The sequence below is a fragment of the Lysobacter fragariae genome, assembly GCF_054779775.1.
The window spans coordinates 165,550-184,129 of record NZ_BAAGXP010000007.1; the positions used below are offsets into that span (position 1 = coordinate 165,550).

General features: G+C 66.9%; 17 protein-coding genes and 1 tRNA gene. 5 read left to right on the plus strand and 13 right to left on the minus strand.

Annotated elements, in window-relative coordinates; all coding sequences use genetic code 11:
* Positions 1 to 49: 49 nt before the first annotated feature.
* On the plus strand, positions 50 to 2,125 hold the full coding sequence (gene metG, locus ACYVD7_RS09700; RefSeq protein ID WP_460762272.1) for a methionine--tRNA ligase: 2,076 nt from the start codon (positions 50 to 52) through the stop codon (positions 2,123 to 2,125).
* Positions 2,126 to 2,234: 109 nt separating this feature from the next.
* Positions 2,235 to 2,645 (plus strand): Rnf electron transport complex subunit RnfB, encoded by a 411-nt coding sequence (gene rnfB, locus ACYVD7_RS09705; protein WP_460762274.1) that lies wholly within the window; start codon positions 2,235 to 2,237, stop codon positions 2,643 to 2,645.
* A gap of 93 nt (positions 2,646 to 2,738) precedes the next feature.
* On the opposite strand, the gene ACYVD7_RS09710 is transcribed toward rnfB, so the two are convergent.
* The 6 genes from ACYVD7_RS09710 to ACYVD7_RS09735 all read right to left on the minus strand — a co-directional run bounded on the left by ACYVD7_RS09710 (position 2,739) and on the right by ACYVD7_RS09735 (position 10,347).
* Entirely contained in the window at positions 2,739 to 3,728 is a 990-nt protein-coding gene (locus ACYVD7_RS09710; protein WP_460762277.1) for a TraB/GumN family protein, read from the minus strand.
* The gene (locus ACYVD7_RS09715; protein ID WP_460762280.1) at positions 3,725 to 4,690 is read right to left on the minus strand and encodes a DUF1684 domain-containing protein; all 966 of its coding nucleotides are present in this window, start codon (positions 4,688 to 4,690) and stop codon (positions 3,725 to 3,727) included. Before ACYVD7_RS09715 ends, ACYVD7_RS09710 begins: the two co-directional genes overlap by 4 nt.
* Entirely contained in the window at positions 4,690 to 6,522 is a 1,833-nt protein-coding gene (mutL, locus tag ACYVD7_RS09720) for a DNA mismatch repair endonuclease MutL (protein ID WP_460762283.1), read from the minus strand. Before mutL ends, ACYVD7_RS09715 begins: the two co-directional genes overlap by 1 nt.
* A 160-nt stretch (positions 6,523 to 6,682) precedes the next feature.
* A complete protein-coding gene (locus tag ACYVD7_RS09725) occupies positions 6,683 to 8,311 on the minus strand; it encodes an N-acetylmuramoyl-L-alanine amidase (protein WP_460762285.1) in 1,629 nt (542 codons plus the stop codon).
* Between the two features lie 105 nt (positions 8,312 to 8,416).
* Positions 8,417 to 8,860: a tRNA (adenosine(37)-N6)-threonylcarbamoyltransferase complex ATPase subunit type 1 TsaE gene (tsaE, locus tag ACYVD7_RS09730; protein WP_460762288.1), complete on the minus strand. Its 444-nt coding sequence runs from the start codon at positions 8,858 to 8,860 to the stop codon at positions 8,417 to 8,419.
* A gap of 5 nt (positions 8,861 to 8,865) precedes the next feature.
* Positions 8,866 to 10,347: an NAD(P)H-hydrate dehydratase gene (locus ACYVD7_RS09735; RefSeq protein ID WP_460762290.1), complete on the minus strand. Its 1,482-nt coding sequence runs from the start codon at positions 10,345 to 10,347 to the stop codon at positions 8,866 to 8,868.
* Positions 10,348 to 10,371: 24 nt separating this feature from the next.
* On the opposite strand from ACYVD7_RS09735, the gene queG reads away from it, so the two are divergent.
* Positions 10,372 to 11,445: a tRNA epoxyqueuosine(34) reductase QueG gene (gene queG / locus ACYVD7_RS09740; protein ID WP_460762293.1), complete on the plus strand. Its 1,074-nt coding sequence runs from the start codon at positions 10,372 to 10,374 to the stop codon at positions 11,443 to 11,445.
* 56 nt (positions 11,446 to 11,501) lie between these two features.
* On the opposite strand, the gene pgi is transcribed toward queG, so the two are convergent.
* The 6 genes from pgi to pcnB form a co-directional block, all read right to left on the minus strand.
* Complete coding sequence (gene pgi, locus ACYVD7_RS09745; protein WP_460762296.1) at positions 11,502 to 13,001, minus strand: glucose-6-phosphate isomerase; 1,500 nt, start codon at positions 12,999 to 13,001, stop codon at positions 11,502 to 11,504.
* An 11-nt stretch (positions 13,002 to 13,012) separates the two neighbouring features.
* Positions 13,013 to 13,396 carry an aspartate 1-decarboxylase gene (panD, locus tag ACYVD7_RS09750; protein ID WP_460762298.1) on the minus strand — a complete coding sequence of 128 codons (384 nt, stop codon included), beginning with the start codon at positions 13,394 to 13,396 and terminating at the stop codon, positions 13,013 to 13,015.
* 248 nt (positions 13,397 to 13,644) lie between these two features.
* Positions 13,645 to 14,493 carry a pantoate--beta-alanine ligase gene (gene panC / locus ACYVD7_RS09755; RefSeq protein ID WP_460762677.1) on the minus strand — a complete coding sequence of 283 codons (849 nt, stop codon included), beginning with the start codon at positions 14,491 to 14,493 and terminating at the stop codon, positions 13,645 to 13,647.
* Between the two features lie 25 nt (positions 14,494 to 14,518).
* Positions 14,519 to 15,334: a 3-methyl-2-oxobutanoate hydroxymethyltransferase gene (gene panB, locus ACYVD7_RS09760; protein WP_460762301.1), complete on the minus strand. Its 816-nt coding sequence runs from the start codon at positions 15,332 to 15,334 to the stop codon at positions 14,519 to 14,521.
* Positions 15,335 to 15,502: 168 nt separating this feature from the next.
* Positions 15,503 to 15,982, minus strand: a complete 480-nt coding sequence (folK, locus tag ACYVD7_RS09765; protein ID WP_460762680.1) for a 2-amino-4-hydroxy-6-hydroxymethyldihydropteridine diphosphokinase — start codon at positions 15,980 to 15,982, stop codon at positions 15,503 to 15,505.
* A gap of 11 nt (positions 15,983 to 15,993) precedes the next feature.
* Positions 15,994 to 17,322, minus strand: a complete 1,329-nt coding sequence (pcnB, locus tag ACYVD7_RS09770; protein WP_460762304.1) for a polynucleotide adenylyltransferase PcnB — start codon at positions 17,320 to 17,322, stop codon at positions 15,994 to 15,996.
* Between the two features lie 111 nt (positions 17,323 to 17,433).
* On the opposite strand from pcnB, the gene ACYVD7_RS09775 reads away from it, so the two are divergent.
* Positions 17,434 to 17,509: transfer RNA gene (locus tag ACYVD7_RS09775), tRNA-Glu, on the plus strand.
* A gap of 138 nt (positions 17,510 to 17,647) precedes the next feature.
* Positions 17,648 to 17,971, plus strand: a complete 324-nt coding sequence (gene fdxA / locus ACYVD7_RS09780; protein WP_460762307.1) for a ferredoxin FdxA — start codon at positions 17,648 to 17,650, stop codon at positions 17,969 to 17,971.
* 99 nt (positions 17,972 to 18,070) lie between these two features.
* Here fdxA and ACYVD7_RS09785 read toward each other — a convergent pair whose 3' ends face one another.
* Positions 18,071 to 18,574 (minus strand): hypothetical protein, encoded by a 504-nt coding sequence (locus ACYVD7_RS09785; RefSeq protein ID WP_460762309.1) that lies wholly within the window; start codon positions 18,572 to 18,574, stop codon positions 18,071 to 18,073.
* Between the last annotated feature and the right edge of the window lie 6 nt (positions 18,575 to 18,580).

The window sequence follows — 18,580 nt, forward strand, 5'->3', positions numbered from 1 at the left end:
GGCCGTGGCCGCATGCGATAATCGCGATCCCCTCGCAACCGCCGTCGCCATGCCCCGCGATCTCCTGGTCACCTTCGCCCTGCCCTACGCCAACGGTGCGCTGCATCTCGGCCACCTGGTCGGCTACATCCAGGCCGACATCTGGGTGCGTGCGCGGCGAATGGACGGCGATACGGTGCGCTTCGTCAGCGCTGACGATACCCACGGCACCCCGATCATGCTGGCGGCGGAAAAGGCCGGAATGACACCGGAGTCCTTCATCGCCGGCATGCAGGAATCGCACGAACGCGACCTGCAGGCTTTCGGCGTGACGGTCGACCACTACGACTCGACCAACTCCGAACACAACCGCGTCCTGACCGAGAGCTTCTACCTGAAGCTCGAAGCCAACGGCCACATCCAGCGGCGCGCCGTTGCGCAGCTGTACGATCCGGTCAAGGGCATGTTCCTGCCCGACCGCTACGTCAAGGGCATCTGCCCGAATTGCGGCACGCCCGACCAGTACGGCGACAACTGCGAAAACTGCGGCGCCACTTATTCGCCGAGCGAGCTGAAAGAGCCGCGCTCGGTGCTGAGTGGCGCCACGCCCGAAGTGCGCGAGTCCGAACACTTCTTCTTCGAAGTCGGCGACTTCAGCCACTTCCTGCGCGAATGGCTTGCGGGCGACGTCGCCGCTCCCGGCGTGAAGGCCAAGCTGCTGGAATGGCTGGATGCCGAAGGCGGCCTGCGCGCGTGGGACATCTCGCGCGATGCGCCGTACTTCGGCTTCGAGATCCCCGGCCACCCCGGCAAGTACCTGTACGTCTGGCTGGATGCGCCCATCGGCTACCTCGCCAGCTTCAAGGCACTGAGCGAACGCGAAGGCATCGACTTCGCGCGCTACATCGTGCCGGACAGCGCGACGGAAATGCATCACTTCATCGGCAAGGACATCGTCAACTTCCACGGCCTGTTCTGGCCGGCGGTGCTGAAGGGCGCGGGTTATCGCGCGCCGACGCGACTGCACGTCAACGGCTACCTGATGGTGAACGGCGAGAAGATGTCGAAGTCGCGCGGCACGTTCGTCATGGCGCGCACGTTCCTCGAACACGGCCTCGCGCCCGAAGCGCTGCGCTACTACTTCGGCACCAAGGCCACCGGCGGCGTCGACGACGTGGACCTCAACTTCGCCGATTTCACCGCGCGGGTGAATTCGGACATCGTCGGCAAATTCGTCAACCTCGCCAGTCGTTGTGCCGGCTTCATCGAGAAGCGCTTCGATGGCGCGCTGGCGTTCGAGCTTCCCGATGCCGCGATGTATGCGCGCTTCGTCGAACAGCTGGGCCCGATCTTCGATGCGTACGGCCGCAACGAAGCCGCCACTGCCCTGCGCCTGACCATGGCGCTGGCCGATGACGCCAACAAGTACATCGACGAACACAAACCGTGGGTGCTGGCCAAGCAGGAAGGCGTGGATGCGCAACTGCAGGCCGTGTGCACGCAGGGCCTGAACCTGTTCCGCGTGCTCGCGACCGCGCTCAAGCCGGTACTGCCGCAGGTGGCGGCGCAGGCGGAAGCATTCCTCAACGCGCCGGTCGCGGGTTGGCGCGATGTCGCCGCGCCGCTGCTGGCGCATCGCATCGCCGCCTACGCGCCACTGTTCACCCGTATCGACCCGAAACAGATCGAAGCCATGACCGAAGCATCGAAGGAAACCCTCGCCCCCACCGCTCCGGTCGCAGCCGCGACGCCGGCCAAGCCCGTCGCGCCTGTCGCAGCGACGGCGCCCGCGGCCAACGCAGCAGACGCGGTGGCGACGATCGGCATCGACGACTTCGCGAAGCTCGACCTGCGCGTGGGCAAGGTGCTGGCGTGCGAATTCGTGGAAGGCTCCGACAAGCTGCTGCGCTTCGAACTCGACGCCGGCGACCTGGGCAAGCGCCAGATTTTCTCCGGCATCCGCGGCTCCTACAGCGAACCGGAGAAGCTGGTCGGCCGCAGCGTGGTGTTCATCGCCAACCTGGCGCCGCGCAAGATGCGTTTCGGCATCAGCGAAGGCATGATCCTGTCGGCCGGTTTCGACGGTAGCGGTCTGCACCTGCTCGATGCCGACGGCGGTGCGCTGCCAGGCATGCCGGTACGCTGATGCTCGCGGTTGTTACCGCGCGTGCGGCAACCCGGTGGTATCCGACTGCCTGGATGTAAGCCACGCCACCGCATGAGCGGGAACCACAGACCCAATCCTGCCGAAGACCGTGGACATTGACCTGATCGAACGCCTGGACCGCCTCCTACCGCAAACCCAGTGCGGTCAGTGCGGCTATGCGGGTTGCCGGCCGTACGCGGAAGCGATGGCACGCGGCGAAGCAGGCATCGATCACTGTCCACCTGGCGGCGACACCGGTGCGCGCGCACTAGCGAAGGCACTGGGTCTGCCCGCCCAACCCTTCGATCGCACTCGTGGCGAACACAAGGCCGCGCAGGTCGCGCTGATCGTGGAGGCCGACTGCATCGGCTGCACCAAATGCATCCAGGCCTGCCCGGTGGACGCCATCATCGGCGGCTCCAAGCACATGCACACCGTGATCGAGCCGTTGTGCACGGGCTGCGAGTTGTGCCTTCCCGCCTGTCCGGTCGACTGCATCGTCTTGGTGCCGACGGCCTGATCCCGACGCGCTGCGACGCGACTGCGGCAACCCTACTTCAACTACCTGTCAGCACCATGCCCGGAAGCGCGATCCAGGCACGGCTGGTAACGTCTATCGCGCTGCGCGGGTGCAATCACTGCAGATGCGCTCGACCTTGTAACCCTTCGCGCGCAGCTTCTCGACGACGCCATCCTTGCCGAGCAGGTGCATCACACCGACCACGACCAGCGTGTCGTCCTTTCCGGGCGCGTCGAGCATCCGGCTCAACATTGGTACCCAGGCATCGTTGCGCTCCACGTTGATGCGACGGTAAGTCTCGGGCGTCTTGGTTTCCATCTCCTTGACGACAAGCGCGTACAGGCCGTCGATGTCGGCATTACGCCAGGACTCGTGCATGCCATTGAACATCTCCACCATGTCACGGGGATGCTCGATGAGGTCCTGCAGTCCGGAGATCTGTTCGCTCATCGGCGACGAATCGAGGACCTTGAGCTGCTCGTCCATCGTCTCCAGCCCCTGCGTCGGCTTGCCGGCTTCCTGCGCGCGCTTCATCAGGTGCAGGTCCAGGCCCTGGTCCGCCTGGTAACCCATCGTCTGGGCCACGCCGAGCACCAGCGACAGGTTCACGAACCACGGTTCGTACCCGTCCATCTGCGTCATCGCCGCTTCGCCCAATAGGGCCGTGACTTTCTGTCGCAGGTCGGCCGGCAGCACGGTGCTGAGCTTGCGGTCGTCGCCATAGCTGGCGGCCGCGATCATCTTCGGCCCGTTCTCCGGGTTGAGCAGGTCGGCCGGTGGAACTTCGAACACCAGCTTCTCCGCATCCGCGAACGCGCGATCGACATCTGCGGACAACGGGTAGTCGCTGCTCTTGAGCATGTGGAAGGAGCCCAGGAGGTAGATCGCGTTGTCCTTGTCGGACACTTTCCACATTACCGGACGCGGCGGGGTCGAAGCTGCCTCGGCCGCAGTAGCGGCCTGCTTGGCGGCAGGCATGCCAGCCGCAGGTACGGTCTGCGCGGCATTGGCTGCGAAAGCGAGCAGCACGCACGCGGACAGCGACGCGGCAACGCGATTGCGAAGGGGGCGGCGGTGCTTCATTGCGACTTGCGTTCCTCGTAGTGATAGGCCTTCTCGCCAGCTTCGACCTTGAGCTTCTCGAGGCGATTCTCCGGCGGCGGCAGCGGGCACGTGGCGTAAGCGGTGAATGCACACGGCGGGTTGTAGGCCTTGTTGAAGTCGAGGCTCACGTTGCCCTTGGCATCCGGCATCGACGCGTAGAGGAAACGTCCGGCGGGATAACTGCCCTTGCCGCTGGTGCCGTCGGCAAACACCAGCATCAGCTCGCCATCGCCTTCGTCCAGCGCCTCGAGGCGCCAGGTCTGTTCGTCGCGCTGGAATTCCACCGCGCCGGGATTGCTGACCGCTTCGGTGGTGCCGACGATGTTCACGACTGGGATGGTCGTACCGGCCGGATGCGGCACGAACTTCGCCTGCACGACCCAGTCCGGTCCGCCCGGCCAATACTCGATGCCCTTGAAGCCGGTCCGCGTGGGCGCATCGGCGTGTTTGACGCGCAGCGCATAACGATCGCCGCGCTTGATCACCGTGAGCAGGCCCTTGCCTTCATCGAAGCCGAGTTTGCTCGGGCCGGCATCGCTGGCGTCGCTCAGCAGCGTCGTGCTGCCCTGCAGCGGTGCGCCGTCGAGTGTCAGTACCGCGTCCCTGTCCGGGACGAAGCGGATCGCGTTGTCCTTCGTCAGTTCGATCATGCCCATGTGTTCGGGGCCGGCGGCCAGCGGGATGCCGTTGTCGGTGTTATGACCGATGTAGTGCGCGCCTCGATCCAGCCAGTGCAGTCCGACCAGGCTGGTCCAGCCGTCGGGAAGCGTCAGGCGCGCGCGGCGTTCGTCGCGCCAGGTTTTCTGTGTTGCTGCGAAGGCCTGTGCCTTGGCCTGTGCCTGCCGTGCCACTTCGGCGTCGTTGCCGGAGCAACCGGCGATGCACAGCGCCGCCATCACAAGTGCGGCGGATTTCTGGGCGGATTTCTGGAATTGGAACATCAGCGTCCTCGCAGGAACCAGCGATCGATTTCGGGAAGGGAAAAACGCGCCCAGGTGGGACGACCATGATTGCACTGGCCGGAACGCTCGGTCACTTCCATTTCCCGCAGCAGCGCATTCATTTCCGGCAAAGTGAGACGCCGGTTGGCGCGCACGGCGCCATGGCAGGCCATCGTCGCCAGCAGTTCGTCACGGGCCTCGCCGATCCGGCGCGACTCGCCGTGTTCGCGCAGGTCCGCCAGCACGTCGCGCAGCAGCGCTTCGACGTCGCCGTGCGCGAGCAGCGCGGGGACGCTGCGCAGGGTGAGTGACTGCGGTCCGCTACGGGTCACCTCGAAGCCGAGCGCAGCCAGCGTCGCCGTTTCACGCTCGGCAACGTCGGCTTCGCGTTCGGACACGGCCACGTTCATCGGCACCAGCAACGGCTGCGTGCGCAGGCCTTCACCGTCGTGCGCGCACTTGAGTTTCTCGTAGCCGATGCGCTCGTGTGCGGCGTGCATGTCCACGACGATCAGGCCGTCGGCGTTCTCCGCCAGGATGTAGATGCCGTGCAGTTGCGCGATCGCATAGCCCAGCGGTGGCAGGGTGGCGTCGTCGCTGGACGGCATCGGCATGGTCGCTGCTGCCGGTCCCGACGCGAAAGGCGTGGCGTAGGACGCTGCCGGCTGCCCCACAGGATTTCCATACAGCGCCGCGTAGCCGGCACGCGTGTCGGCGACCTGCAGGCCCAGCGGGGCCTGGGGTGCATTCCAGCGATAACCTGATTGTGCATCGTCGCCATGCGAAGCGCCTGCATTGGCATCCACGCCAACGGAAATGCCGGCCCGTGTCTGCGCGAGCGCATCGTTGAGCGTGCGGTAGACGAAGTCGTGGATCAGCCGCGCATCGCGGAAGCGGACTTCGTGCTTGGCCGGATGGACGTTGACGTCGACGCGACGCGGATCGAGTTCGAGGAACAGCACGTACGCCGGCTGGCGACCGTGGAACAGCACGTCCGCATACGCCTGCTTCACCGCGTGGGCGATGCTGCGGTCGCGCACGGCACGACCGTTGACGTAGAGGTACTGCTGGTCCGCACTCGCGCGGTTGTACGCGGGCTGGCCGATCCAGCCGTGCAGGTGCAGTCCGGCTGCCGCGTGGTCAATGCGCAGGACGTTGGCAGCGAATTCCTCGCCCAGGGTCTCGCTCAGGCGCGCATCGGACAGACCACCTTCCAGCAGCGTGCCGCGGTCGCTCTTCCAGCGACGCGACGGCTTGCCGTTGTGCGATACGCGCAGTTCGACATCGGGGCGCGCGAGGGCGAGTTGCCGCAGCCATTCCTCGATGTGGCCCAGCTCCGTGCGTTCGGCCTTGAGGAACTTGCGCCGCGCCGGCACGTTGAAGAACAGGTCGCGCACTTCCACCGTGGTGCCTTGCGGATGCGACCGCGGCGCAACGGCGCCGACGCGACCGCCATCGATCTCCAGCGCGGCGCCGTGCGCGGCATCGCTATGGCGCGAAATCATCGCGAAGCGGCTGACCGACGCGATCGACGGCAGCGCTTCGCCACGGAAGCCCAGCGTCGAGACGCCTTCCAGATCGTCGAGCGACGCGATCTTGCTGGTGGCGTGGCGCGACACCGCCAGCGGCAGGTCGTCGCCCGGAATGCCGCCGCCGTCGTCGCGGATGCGGATCAGGCGGACGCCGCCTTCCTCCAGGTCGATGTCGATGCGGGTGGCGCCAGCGTCGAGGGCGTTTTCGACGAGTTCCTTCACCACGGAGGCGGGGCGCTCGACGACTTCGCCCGCGGCGATCTGGTTGATGAGGGTGTCGGGAAGCTGTCGTATAGGCACCCGCAGATGATAGCCGGCGGCGCCGCTCTACCGTGGTTGCACGGGGAATTCTTCGTGCCGGTCGCCGTGAGCGCGAGCTACTTCGGAAGCCGGGTCGACCCGCGCCCGCGATTTACGAATTCGTCCAGGCCGGGCGTCGCTTGTCCAGCCGCCCGGAGATTCAGGGACTGCCGCCGCCCGCGCCCTTGTCCGGCATGTCGGCGGACGCGCGTGCCGCGTACATCGTGCCCGGCGGCGGCTGGCGCAGGAAATAGCTGTTGACGCCGTCCAGCACCGCGCGGGCGATCTCGCGCTGGCGCGCGGGATCGGTCAGCCGACGTTCTTCGTCCGGATTGGAGATGAAGGCTGTTTCCACCAGCATCGCCGGCATGTCGGACGTGCGCAGCACGGCGAAATTGGCGCGTTCGATCTGCGGCTTGTGGTTGCGCCCCAGGCGGCCCAGACCACTGAGGACATGGCTCGCTGCGTCTTCGGACGCCTTCATCTGGCCGCTCTGGGTGAGGTCCAGCAACACGGAAGTCAGCGTGCTGCTGGTCTGGTTCAGGCGGACGCCACCGATCATGTCGGACGCATTTTCCTTGTCCGCGAGCCAGCGCGCGCGTTGCGAGGACGCGCCCTTGAGCGACAGCACGTACACGGACGAACCGCTGGCGCTGCGATTTTCCGCGGCGTCGGCATGGATGGACACGAAGATGTCCGCGCGGGCGGCGCGAGCCAGCTGCGCGCGCCGGTTGAGCGGAATGAAGACGTCGGTGTCGCGGGTGAGATAGGCCTTCAGGCCCGGCGTCGCGTTGATCTGGCGACCCAGCTCACGCGCGATGGCCAGGGTGACGTCCTTCTCGCGCTTGCCGCCCTGCCCGCTCGCGCCGGGATCCTGCCCGCCGTGGCCGGCGTCGATCGCGATCACCAGCGGACGCATTCCGGCGATGTCGCGCATGCTGCGGACAGGCGCGGGCGTGGCGTCAGCCTGGGTGCTGGCAGGGGCCTCAGTAGCCGAGGTGCCGGTCGAGCGGCTGGAAGGCAGTTGCGCGGGCACACCCGTCGCGATGTGCGTGGGAATTCCGGTAGCGATTCGGGTTGTCGGTGCGACCGCAGCCGTGCCCGGGGTGCCGCCGTTTCCTGCCGCACCGGTGCCAACCGCTGAAGGCGGAACGTTCGCCGACTGCCCCTGGCTGCGCGCCGCCAGCTCGGAAATCAGGCGCGTGGTCGCGGCGGAGGACTCCGCGGAGGAATCGATGGGGGGCGCCGTTGTGGTCGCGGGCTGCTGCGAGGCGCTTCCATTCGCGGAGGACGGCAGCACGTGAGTGGTCGCTATCTGCGTGGAAGCCGATTGCGACGCGGTGTCGGGCGCGGTGGATTTCGGCGCGACCGGAGCAGCGGGACCGAAATCGCCAGGCCATTCGAGCACCAGATGCGGGCCTTTCGCGCCCTGCTCGATGCGCGGCTTGAGCACCGCGACAGGCTGGGCGAGGTCGAAGACGATGCGGGCCACGCCGGGCTGGGGCTGGCCGATGCGCACGGATTTCACGATTCCGGCGCCGCCCGGGATCGGCAGTCCGCGAATCTGGTGCGATTCCGGCAAATCCACCACCAGCCGCTCCGGAGCGGAGAGGCGAATCAGTTTGAATTCGGTGGTCGTGTCCAGGGCGACTTCGGCGCGGGTGCCCGTAGGACCGGCTGCCACGCGCAAGCCATTGATTTCACTGGCATGCACAAGATTCCACGCCAAGGCCGACAGCAGAGCTGTCCCCAGCAGGATCTTCTGTACGGTGGCCCCGTTGACGCGCATGGCGCTAAATGAACCACCAGCGCCCCGGACTGTCAAGTATTTTTCCCTTACGAATCCAGTACCTGCCGCTACTTCCTGCAGGATCGTTCAGGAGTACGGGCCAACTCAGCCCCCGATTCGTGCGACCCAGCCCCGCCCCGCTTCCGTGACAGGGGTCACGCTGGCACGCCGGCCGTCGCCTTCGACACTCAGATCCACCCGCAGGTCGGCCCCGGGAAGACCGCCGCGACCGCGCTCGGGCCATTCGACCAGCCAGAGCGTCGCTTCGTCGCTGTCCAGGCCGAGGAACTCGAGTTCGCCGGCGTCGCCGATCCGATACAGGTCCAGGTGCCAGGCTTCACCGCCCGCCGGCAGCGGATAGCGTTCCACCAGCGTGTAGGTAGGACTGCGGATGGCACCAGTCACGCCCAGCGATCGCAGCAGCGCGCGCGCGAGCGTCGATTTGCCCGCGCCCAGTTCGCCATGCAGGTACACGACACCGCGCGTCGGACGCGCGGCGGCAAGTCGGGCGCCGAGCGCATCGGTTGCGGCGGAATCGGCAAGCAGCATCGAAATCAAATCGAAATCCCCGGGTTGGCCGTGGTGCGCAACCATGGCATCAGGTCGCTGGCGATCATGCCGCGCTCGCCCAGTGTCGCGGCGGCGTCCCCGGCCGCAGCGTGCAGCAATGCGCCGGCGCTGGCGGCATCGAATGCATCCAGGCCTTGCGCGCGCAATGCCGCGATGGTGCCCGTCAACACGTCGCCCATGCCACCCACGGCCATGCCGGGATTGCCTGCATGCACGACGCGCGGCAGCTGGTTTCTTGCGGCGATCACGCTGCCCGCTCCCTTGAGCACCACGACGCAGCCGTAGCGTTCGCGCAATGCGTTCGCTGCGGCGAAGCGGTCGCGTTGGATTTCGCGCGTCGGGATTCCCAGCAGGCGCGCGGCCTCGCCGGGATGCGGGGTCATGATCGCGTCGACGGGCACGTCGACGTCACCGGCGGCGATGAGATTGAGCGCATCGGCATCGAGAACGAGCGGCTTTCGTGTCGCGATTGCCTGCTGCAGCAGCGGCTTTCCCCACTCGCCCAGTCCCAGTCCCGGCCCGATCGCGATCACGTCCGCGCGCTCCAGCGACGCACTGAATTGCGATGCATGCGTGGGCACATGCGCGAGCGCCTCGGGCAGGCGCGCAAGCAATGCAGGCACGTGCAGCTCGCGTGTGGCGACGTCCACCAGGCCGGCGCCGCAGCGCAACGCTGCTTCGGCGCACAGCATGATTGCGCCACCTCCACCGTGATCGCCGCCGATGCACAGCACGCGGCCATGCGTCCCCTTGTGGGAGTTGCGCGCACGCGGCTTCAACCAGCGAGGGAGATCGCGCGGGGCGATGCGTTCGGCTGCAACGATCACATCGTCGCCGATGACCGGCGCATCCAGCGTCGCGAGGACACTGGCACCGAGATGATCCAGCGCATCGCCGGTAACCAGACCGCATTTGTGGGCGATGAACTCGATGGTCACCGTCGCGACCACGGCCGCGCCGGGGGCGCTGCCGCGATCTGAATCGATGCCGCTGGGCACATCCAGGGCGAGCACCGGCACGGCCGCCGTGTTGATCGCACGGATCAGGGAGGTGCACTGGGGATCGGGCGCGCGGGTCAGGCCAATGCCGAAGATCGCGTCGACAATCACGTCCGCCGTCGGCAGCGTACCGATGAATTCATCGACCCGACCGCCCGGCGCGCGGTACTGCGCCTGTGCTCGTTCAGCCATCGAGGAACGCGGCGCCTGCCCGGGCAGATGAACAACGACAACATCGCGACCGGCTTCCAGCGCGTGTCGCGCCAGCACGTAGCCATCGCCGCCGTTGTTGCCCGGCCCGCACGCGACCACGACGCGCTGAGCCTGTGGCCACCGCTTGAGCAGTTCGCGCCAGGCCGCCTGCCCTGCCCGGCGCATCAGCTCGAAGTCGTCGCCCAGCGCCTGCGCGGCGCCGGCTTCGATCCGGCGCAGCGCGGCACCATCGAGCAGGATTGAGTCGGTGAGCATCGGTGGATTTTATACTCGCAGGCGATGAGCACCCCGACGCCCCGCCCTGCCCCGGATCACGCCGCCCTCGCCCTGCGCGTGCGGACGCTGGCGCGCGAGTTCGGGTTCCAGCGTTGTGGCATCACCGGCATCGACCTGGGCGACGACGAGGACTATCTCAAGTCGTGGCTGGCGCAGGGCCTGTACGGATCGATGGACTGGATGGCCCGCCATGGCGAGAAGCGCTCACGACCCGACGATCTGGTGCCGGGCACGCTGCGGGTGATTTCGGTCGGGCTCGACTACGGCCGCGATGTCGACGAGGCATGGCAGAACCTCGCCGAAGGTGAGCGTGCGTACGTCGCGCGTTATGCGCTTGGCCGCGATTACCACAAGCTGATGCGCACGCGCCTGCAGAAACTCGCCGACCGCATCGCCGAGGAAGTCGGACCATTCGGTCATCGCGTGTTCGTGGATTCCGCGCCGGTGCTCGAACGGGCGCTGGCGCGCAACGCGGGACTGGGCTGGATCGGCAAGCACACCTGCCTGATCGACAAGGATGGCGGCTCGTGGTTCTTCCTGGGCGAGATCTACGTCGACCTGCCGTTGCCGATCGACGAACCCGCCACCGCGCATTGCGGCACCTGCGTGCGCTGCATCGATATCTGCCCCACGCAGGCGATCGTCGCGCCGCATCGGCTGGATGCGCGGCGCTGCATCGCCTACCTCACCATCGAGCATGAAGGTTCGATCGACGAGGAACTTCGGCCACTGATCGGCAACCGCATTTTCGGCTGCGACGACTGCCAGCTGGTGTGTCCGTGGAACAAGTTCGCCAAGCGGACGGACGAGCCGGATTTCCGCGTACGCAACAATCTCGATCAGGCGACGCTCGCGGAGCTGTTCGCCTGGGACGAGGAAGAATTCCTGCAGCGTACCGAGGGCACCGCGATCCGCCGTAGCGGCTTTGAGCGCTGGTTGCGCAACATCGCCATCGCGCTGGGCAATGCACCCAGATCGCCGGAAGTCGTCGCCGCCTTGCGCTCACGCGAGGACAGCGAAAACCCGGTCGTGCGCGAACATGTCGAATGGGCGCTGGCACGGCACGGTGTTGCCTGATCCGCCGGGCAATCTGAGTTCGTCAGCGCAACAACTGCTAGAAGCGCAAAGGCGCGTTACTGCTGGGACAGCAACGCCCGGGTCACCGCATCGCCGGCTTCGGCTTCACCCTTCACCGCCGGAAGCAGGCGATTGGCGACCTGCTTGCCCAGCTCGACGCCGAACTGATCGAAGGGATTGATCCCCCACATCACGGCCTGCAGGTAGACGCTGTGCTCGTACAGCGCCAGCAATGCACCGAGCGCATGCGGTGTCAGCGCATCGAGCAGGATCATCGTGCTGGGACGACCGCCTGCGTAGGCACGATGCGGATCGTCGCTGGCCTGCCCATTCGCCAGCGCTTCGGCCTGGCCGAACAGGCTGGATAGCAGCGCTTGGTGGTTGTCGACGTACGGATCATCCGCACGCACGACGCCGATGAAATCCACCGGCACGATCTGCGTGCCCTGGTGCAGCGCCTGGAAGAAGCTGTGCTGCGAGTCGGTGCCGACGCCGCCCCACCACACCGGCACCGTCCTCACATCGACGGGTGCGCCATCCAGGCGCACGGATTTACCCAAGCTCTCCATCACCAGCTGCTGCAGGTAGTTCGGCAGCAGCTTCAGTCGTTCGTCGTACGGCATCACCGCCTGTGTGGCGAAACCGCGTGCGTTGGCGTTCCACACCGCAGTCAGCGCGTGCCACACCGCAAGGTTGCCGCGCAGGTCGGTGTCGAACACGTGCGCGTCCATCTGCGCGGCACCGGACAGCAGCTCATCGAACCTGTCCTCGCCAATCGCCAGCGCGATCGGCAGGCCCACCGTTGACCACAGGGAATAGCGTCCCCCGACCCAGTCCCACATCGGCAGGATCCGATCGAGTGGAATCCCGAAACCCGCCGCGCGATCGACATTCGCACTCACGGCGTACAGGCGCAAATCGTCGCCCAGCCATTGCCGCAGGATCGCGCCGTTGAGCAGGGTTTCCTGCGTCCCGAAGCTCTTGGAAATAAGCAATGCCGCCGTGCGGCGCGGGTCCAGTATGGCCAGCACGCGCTGCGCGGCCACGCCGTCGACGTTGGAAAGGAAATGCACACGGAAGCGGCCCGGCGTCGTGCCGACCAGTGCGTCAACGGCAAGACGCGGCCCCAGGTCGGAACCGCCAATACCGATACTGACAATGTCGGTGATATCGCTCGCCGCCAGCGTGGCGACCAGCGCGCGCATCCGCTCCCGGGCTGACTGGGCTTGCGTGTGGGCGTCGCGCGCAATCCCGGCCGAGGAGAGGTTCGCGCGCAACGCGGTGTGCAGCGCGGGACGGCCTTCGGTCGTGTTGACCTGTCCGCCGTCGAAAAGATTGCGCAATCGCGCCTGGCCGTCCAGCGCAGCCAACTGCGAGAACAATTCGTCCAGCGCCGCGCGGTCATAGCTTTGGCGGGCGAAGTTGGCGTAGACCGGACCGACGCGAAAAGCGAAATCGCTCGGTCGCGCCGGGTCGGCCGCGAGCAGGGATTTCATTTCAGTCGATTGCAGGCGCTCGGCGTGCGCCTGCAGTCTGCGGACACGCTCCATGTCCATGGAGCGAAGGCTCAGGCCGCGGCCTGGGCTGGCATCGACTGGTTGGTATGCGTCAGGTGGTTCTGGCGATCCACGTACACGCAGGTCGGCTTGTACTTGGCGGCTTCAGCCTCGTCGCACACGCCATAGGCGCAGATGATCACCAGGTCACCGGGCTGCGCGCAGTGCGCGGCGGCTCCATTGACGGAGATCACGCCGCTGCCTTCCTCGCCACGGATGGCGTAGGTGACAAAGCGGGCGCCGTTGTTGACGTTGTAGATGTGGATCTGCTCGTACTCGCGGATACCCGAGATGTCGAGCAGGCGGCCGTCGATCGCGCAGGAGCCTTCGTAGTGCAGCTCGGCGTGGGTGACGCTGGCGCGGTGGATCTTGGCCTTGAGGACGTTCAGTTGCATGTCGGTCTCCGGCCGCCGGGCTTGGCGGCGAGAAAGTCAAAGTCTAGCAGCGCATGGCGCGGTGCAACATGCGCCGAGATGGTCTGCCGGGGTCGTTCAGCGTGCGTAGGGCGGGTCTCGACCCGCCGTCGCGGCCAGCCATGGTGTCCTCGACGCCGACTGGCCAGACCCGGAGCGAGCCGCCGCCAGAAGCGAACCGCTTTCTGGCAGTTCCCCGTGACTGGCCCAGTGGCGGGTCGAGACCCGCCCTACGCCTCGAATTCCAGGTTGTCGATCAGGCGGGTCCGCCCCAGCCGGGCGGCGATCAGCGCCACGCGCGGACCGGGAGTGCCGTCACCGGGCAGGCCAAGCGCGGGGTCACGCACGACGGCGTAGTCGACCACGAAACCCGCCACGCCCAGCCGGGCGACCGCATCGGCCTCGACCTGCGCCCGCGGCACACCCTGGCGGATGGATTCCTGCATCGCCTGCAGGCATTGGTGGATCTTCGGCGCCACCGGTCGCTCGTCGGCGCCGAGATACTGGTTGCGCGAACTCATCGCCAGGCCATCGGGCTCGCGGCGGGTCGGCGCGGCCACGATTTCAACCGGAAACGCCAGGTCGCGAGCCATGTAACGGATCACCGCCAGCTGCTGGTAGTCCTTGCGACCGAACACCGCCACGTCCGCCTGCACCTGGTTGAACAGTCGGGCCACCACCGTCGCCACGCCATCGAAATGGCCCGGGCGATGCTCGCCTTCCAGCGTCGTGGTGACGCCGGGGACGGCCACCTTCACCGTCGCGTCGACACCGAACGGATACATCGTCTCCACCGACGGCAGCCACATCAGGTCGCAGCCGGCGGCTCCGAGCCCCGCGGCGTCGGCTTCCGGTGTTCGCGGATAGCGGTTGAAGTCCTCGTTGGGGCCGAACTGGGTCGGATTGACGAAGACGCTGGCAACGACGCGATCGGCATGCTGGCGGGCGAGTTCGATCAGCGAGAAATGCCCGGCGTGCAGGTTGCCCATGGTCGGGACGAAGCCGACGCGCAGGCCTTCGCGCTTCCATCGGGTGACGCGTTCGCGAAGGACGGAAAGATCGGAGACGGTTTCGATCACGGTAGGTCGCCGCAGCGTGTGCTGCTCAGTAGGAATGCTGTGCGTCGGGGAACCGGCCTTCGCGGACGGCATCGGCGAAAGCCTGCGCGGCGCCGATCACCGACCCTGCCTCGGCCATGAAGTCCTTGACGAATTTCGGCCGACGATGGCCGCTGTTGACGCCCAGCAGATCGTGCAGCACCAGCACCTGGCCGTCGCAATGCGGGCCGGCACCGATGCCGATGGTCGGGATCGCGATGTCGTCGGTGATCGCCTGTGCCAGCACGGTTGGCACGCATTCCAGCACCAGCATGGCGGCACCGGCCTGCGTCACGGCGCGGGCGTCGGCACGCAGCTTCTCAGCAGTCGCATCGTCGCGGCCCTGCACGCGATAGCCGCCCAGGCGCAGCACCGATTGTGGCGTCAGGCCCAGGTGAGCGCAGACGGGAATTTCGCGTTCGACCAGGAAGCGGATGACATCCAGCTTGTGGCCGGCGCCCTCGAGTTTGACCATCGCCGCGCCCGCTTGGAGCAGCGTCGTCGAGGCTTCCAGCGCGCGCTCCGGCGTGGCGTCCGACTGGAACGGAAGGTCGGCGATCAGCAACGCCTTCGACAATCCACGGGCGACGCAGGCAACGTGATAGGCGGTGTCGGCGACCGTCACCGGGAGCGTGCTGCCATGTCCCTGCACCACCATGCCGAGCGAATCGCCGACGAGGATCAGGTCGGTGCCGGCGGCATCGAACGTGCGCGCGAAGCTGGCGTCATAGGCGGTCAGCATCACCAGCTTGCGGCCATCGCGCTTGGCGTCGGCCAGCATCGGCACGGTCCAGGGTTTGTCAGCGGGAGCGGACGTGTACATCGCGATGGCCCTTTGGTGGGATCGGAACGAGTCTATGAAGTCGGGTCGATGAAGTCGCGTCTATCGAGGCTGGCCTGGCGAAGCAGGCGCAGCCGGAGCATCTAGTGGAGCAGGCCGATTTGAGCAGGCCCGATTGGAGCAGGGGCTCGATTGGAGCAGTTGGACACCCTAGCCTATCGCCTGGATGGATTGCTGATCCAACTTCGCCAGTGCATCGCGCGCGGCGCCGATGCCCGGAATCATCGCATCCGGTGCGATCTCCACCAGCGGGACCAGCGCAAAAGCGCGTTCCACCAGGCGCGGATGCGGGACGTGCAGGCCCGGCTCGTCCATGACGACGTCGCCAAACAGCAGCAGGTCCAGGTCCAGCGTGCGCGGCCCCCAGCGATCGCCAGCGTCGCGTTCGCGGCCGGCGTCGTGTTCGATGTCGAGCATCGAATCCAGCAGGTCGCGCGGCGACAGCTGCGTTTCCAGCATCACCACGGCGTTGACGAAGTCGGGCTGGTCGGTGCGGCCCCACGCCGGCGTGCGATACAGCCGGGACGCGCGCAACATCCGCGTCTGCGACAGGTTGTCCAGCGCCTTGAAGGCATCGCGCACCGTCGCCGCGGCATCACCGAGGTTGGCGCCCAATCCCACAAAAGCGATCGTGCCGGTACTCACTCGGACGCGGCGCTCGAGCTGGGGCGGCGGCGGCGGCGACGGCGACGCGGTGCGCCGGCGGCTTCGTCGTTGTGCTGCTGCGTGTCCAGCTGCGAGGCGAGCACGTCACCCGGCTGCTGCTGCGCTTCGCGCCAGAACGCGACGTCTTCGGCGTGCTCGTTCGATGCGGCCAGGCGCAGGTTGAGGAAGTCGTACGCAGCACGGAAGCGCGGATGCGACAGCAGCCGGAACACGCGCTTGCGCTGGCGCAGCGAGAAGCGCGACTGCAGCAGCCAGATTTCCTGCATCGGCAGGGAGAACCGGCGCGGCAGCGCGATGGTGTTGAGCTGGTGCACGGTGACGCGGTCGGCCGCGCGGCGCTCGGCTTCGGCGGCGTGCGTGCCACTGTGCTGGAGCTGGGCCAGTGCGCGGCAATACGCCGGCCACAGCAGCAGCGCGAACAGGAACGCTGGCGACACGGGTTCGTCGTTGGCCACACGGGCATCAGTGCTGCGCAGACCGGCGACCACCATGCTGCGCAGCGCGCCGCTGCGGTTGGAATGCAATGCGGCGGCGGTTTCCGGGAACAGCGCCGCCAGCAGGCCGTGGCGCTCGAGGCCTTCGAAGCTGGCGACCGCGTTGCCGGTGAGGAACAGCTTCAGGCATTCCTCGAACAGGCGCGCCGGCGCGGCTTCGCTGAGCAGGCCGGCCAGTTCCGGAATCGGCCGGGCGGTGGCGGTTTCGATCTCGAAATTGAGCTTCGCCGCCAGGCGAACCGCGCGCAGCATGCGCACGGGATCCTCGCGATAGCGCGTTTCCGGATCGCCGATCAGGCGCATCAGGCGGTTGCGCACGTCTTCGTAGCCGCCGGTGTAGTCGCGCACCGAGAAATCCTCGATCGCGTAGTACAGCGCGTTGGCGGTGAAGTCGCGGCGGACGGCGTCGTCCTCGATGCTGCCGAAGACGTTGTCGCGCAGGACACGGCCGCCTTCGTGGGTCTCGCGGTCGCCGCTGCCGTCGTCTGCGTTGGCGCGGAAGGTGGCCACTTCGATGATCTCGCGACCAAACACCACGTGCGCGAGGCGGAAGCGGCGGCCGATCAGGCGGCAGTTGCGGAACAACTGCTTCACCTGCTCCGGCGTGGCATCGGTGGCGACGTCGAAATCCTTGGGATGGCCGCCGACCAGCAGGTCGCGCACGGCGCCACCGACCAGGTAGGCGCCGAAGCCGGCTTCGCGCAGGCGGTAGAGCACGCGCAGTGCATTGGGACTGATGTCCCGGCGGGAGACGTTGTGGTCTTCGCGCGGGATGGTCCGCAGCGTCGGTTGGACGGTTGTGGGATGCATCGGGCGGCCTTGCCGCGGTTCCTTGATGGTCAGTGGACTGCGTTGCCGGGGGCAACAACGCTCCGTATACTAGCAGGCCGCGTTCAGGTCGTTCCCTGTCGCGGTTCCAATGCTCCCTTCGTCTAGAGGCCCAGGACGTGGCCCTCTCAAGGCTAAAACACGGGTTCGAATCCCGTAGGGAGCGCCATATTCCGGGCCCGATCTTGAGATACGGCCTGACACGAGACCCGGCCCGCGCCGGGTTTTTTGTTGCCCGCGCCGGCGGTGTCGCCGGCATGCGCGAGTGGCTAAACTACTTCGCGCACCACTCCACGGAACCAGGACCATGCCTTTCGTCGTCACCGAGAACTGCGTCAAGTGCAAGTACACCGACTGCGTCGAGGTATGCCCTGTCGATTGCTTCCACGAAGGCCCGAACTTCCTGGTGATCGATCCGGACGAATGCATCGACTGCACGCTGTGCGAACCCGAATGCCCGGTCAACGCGATCTATCCGGAAGACGACGTGCCCGCGGGCCAGGAATCCTTCGTCGCCCTCAATGCCGACCTCGCCAAGGCCTGGCCGGTGATCACCACGCGCAAGGACGCCCTCCCCGACGCCAAGGAGTGGGAAGGCAAGCCGGGCAAGCGCGACATGATCGAGCGCTGACAGCGCCGAACGCCGACACTACCCACGCGCCTGACCGGCACCGACACACACAAAAACGGCGCCCTCAGGCGCCGTTTTCGTTACGGGTCCGGTGAGCGGTCAGTTGCCGCCCAGCGCTGCCTTCAACGCAGCGATGAGCTTGACCGGGCCTTCGCCGGCGGCCGCCTGGCCACGCGGATCGACCGCAGCCACGAACGCGCCCGAATCGGTCGTGCTCACGCGCACCAGGAAATTGCTGCCCTGGTAGCTCACGTCATACACACCGAGCAGCTGTGCGCGGCTGGCGATGGTGAGGCCGTCGACCTTGACCAGTTCCTCGCCGACCTTGGCGAAGACGTCGTCGCGGCTGCCGGCGACGGCGAAGCCATTCGCCATGGTCGGCGATGCCACCGTCGACGCCAGCGCCGGGGCACCAGGCACCACGGTCGCACCCTGGGTGTTCGGCATGTCGAGGTCCGGCGGCACTTCCAGCGGACGGTTCTGCGCGTCCTGCATGTAGAGCTTGTCTTTCCGATGGAACCAGCTGCAACCCGAGCTCGCGACTACGGCGACCAGAACCAGGCCGACCAACGCCAGACGACGCTTGGAAACATTCACACGCATGGTGCT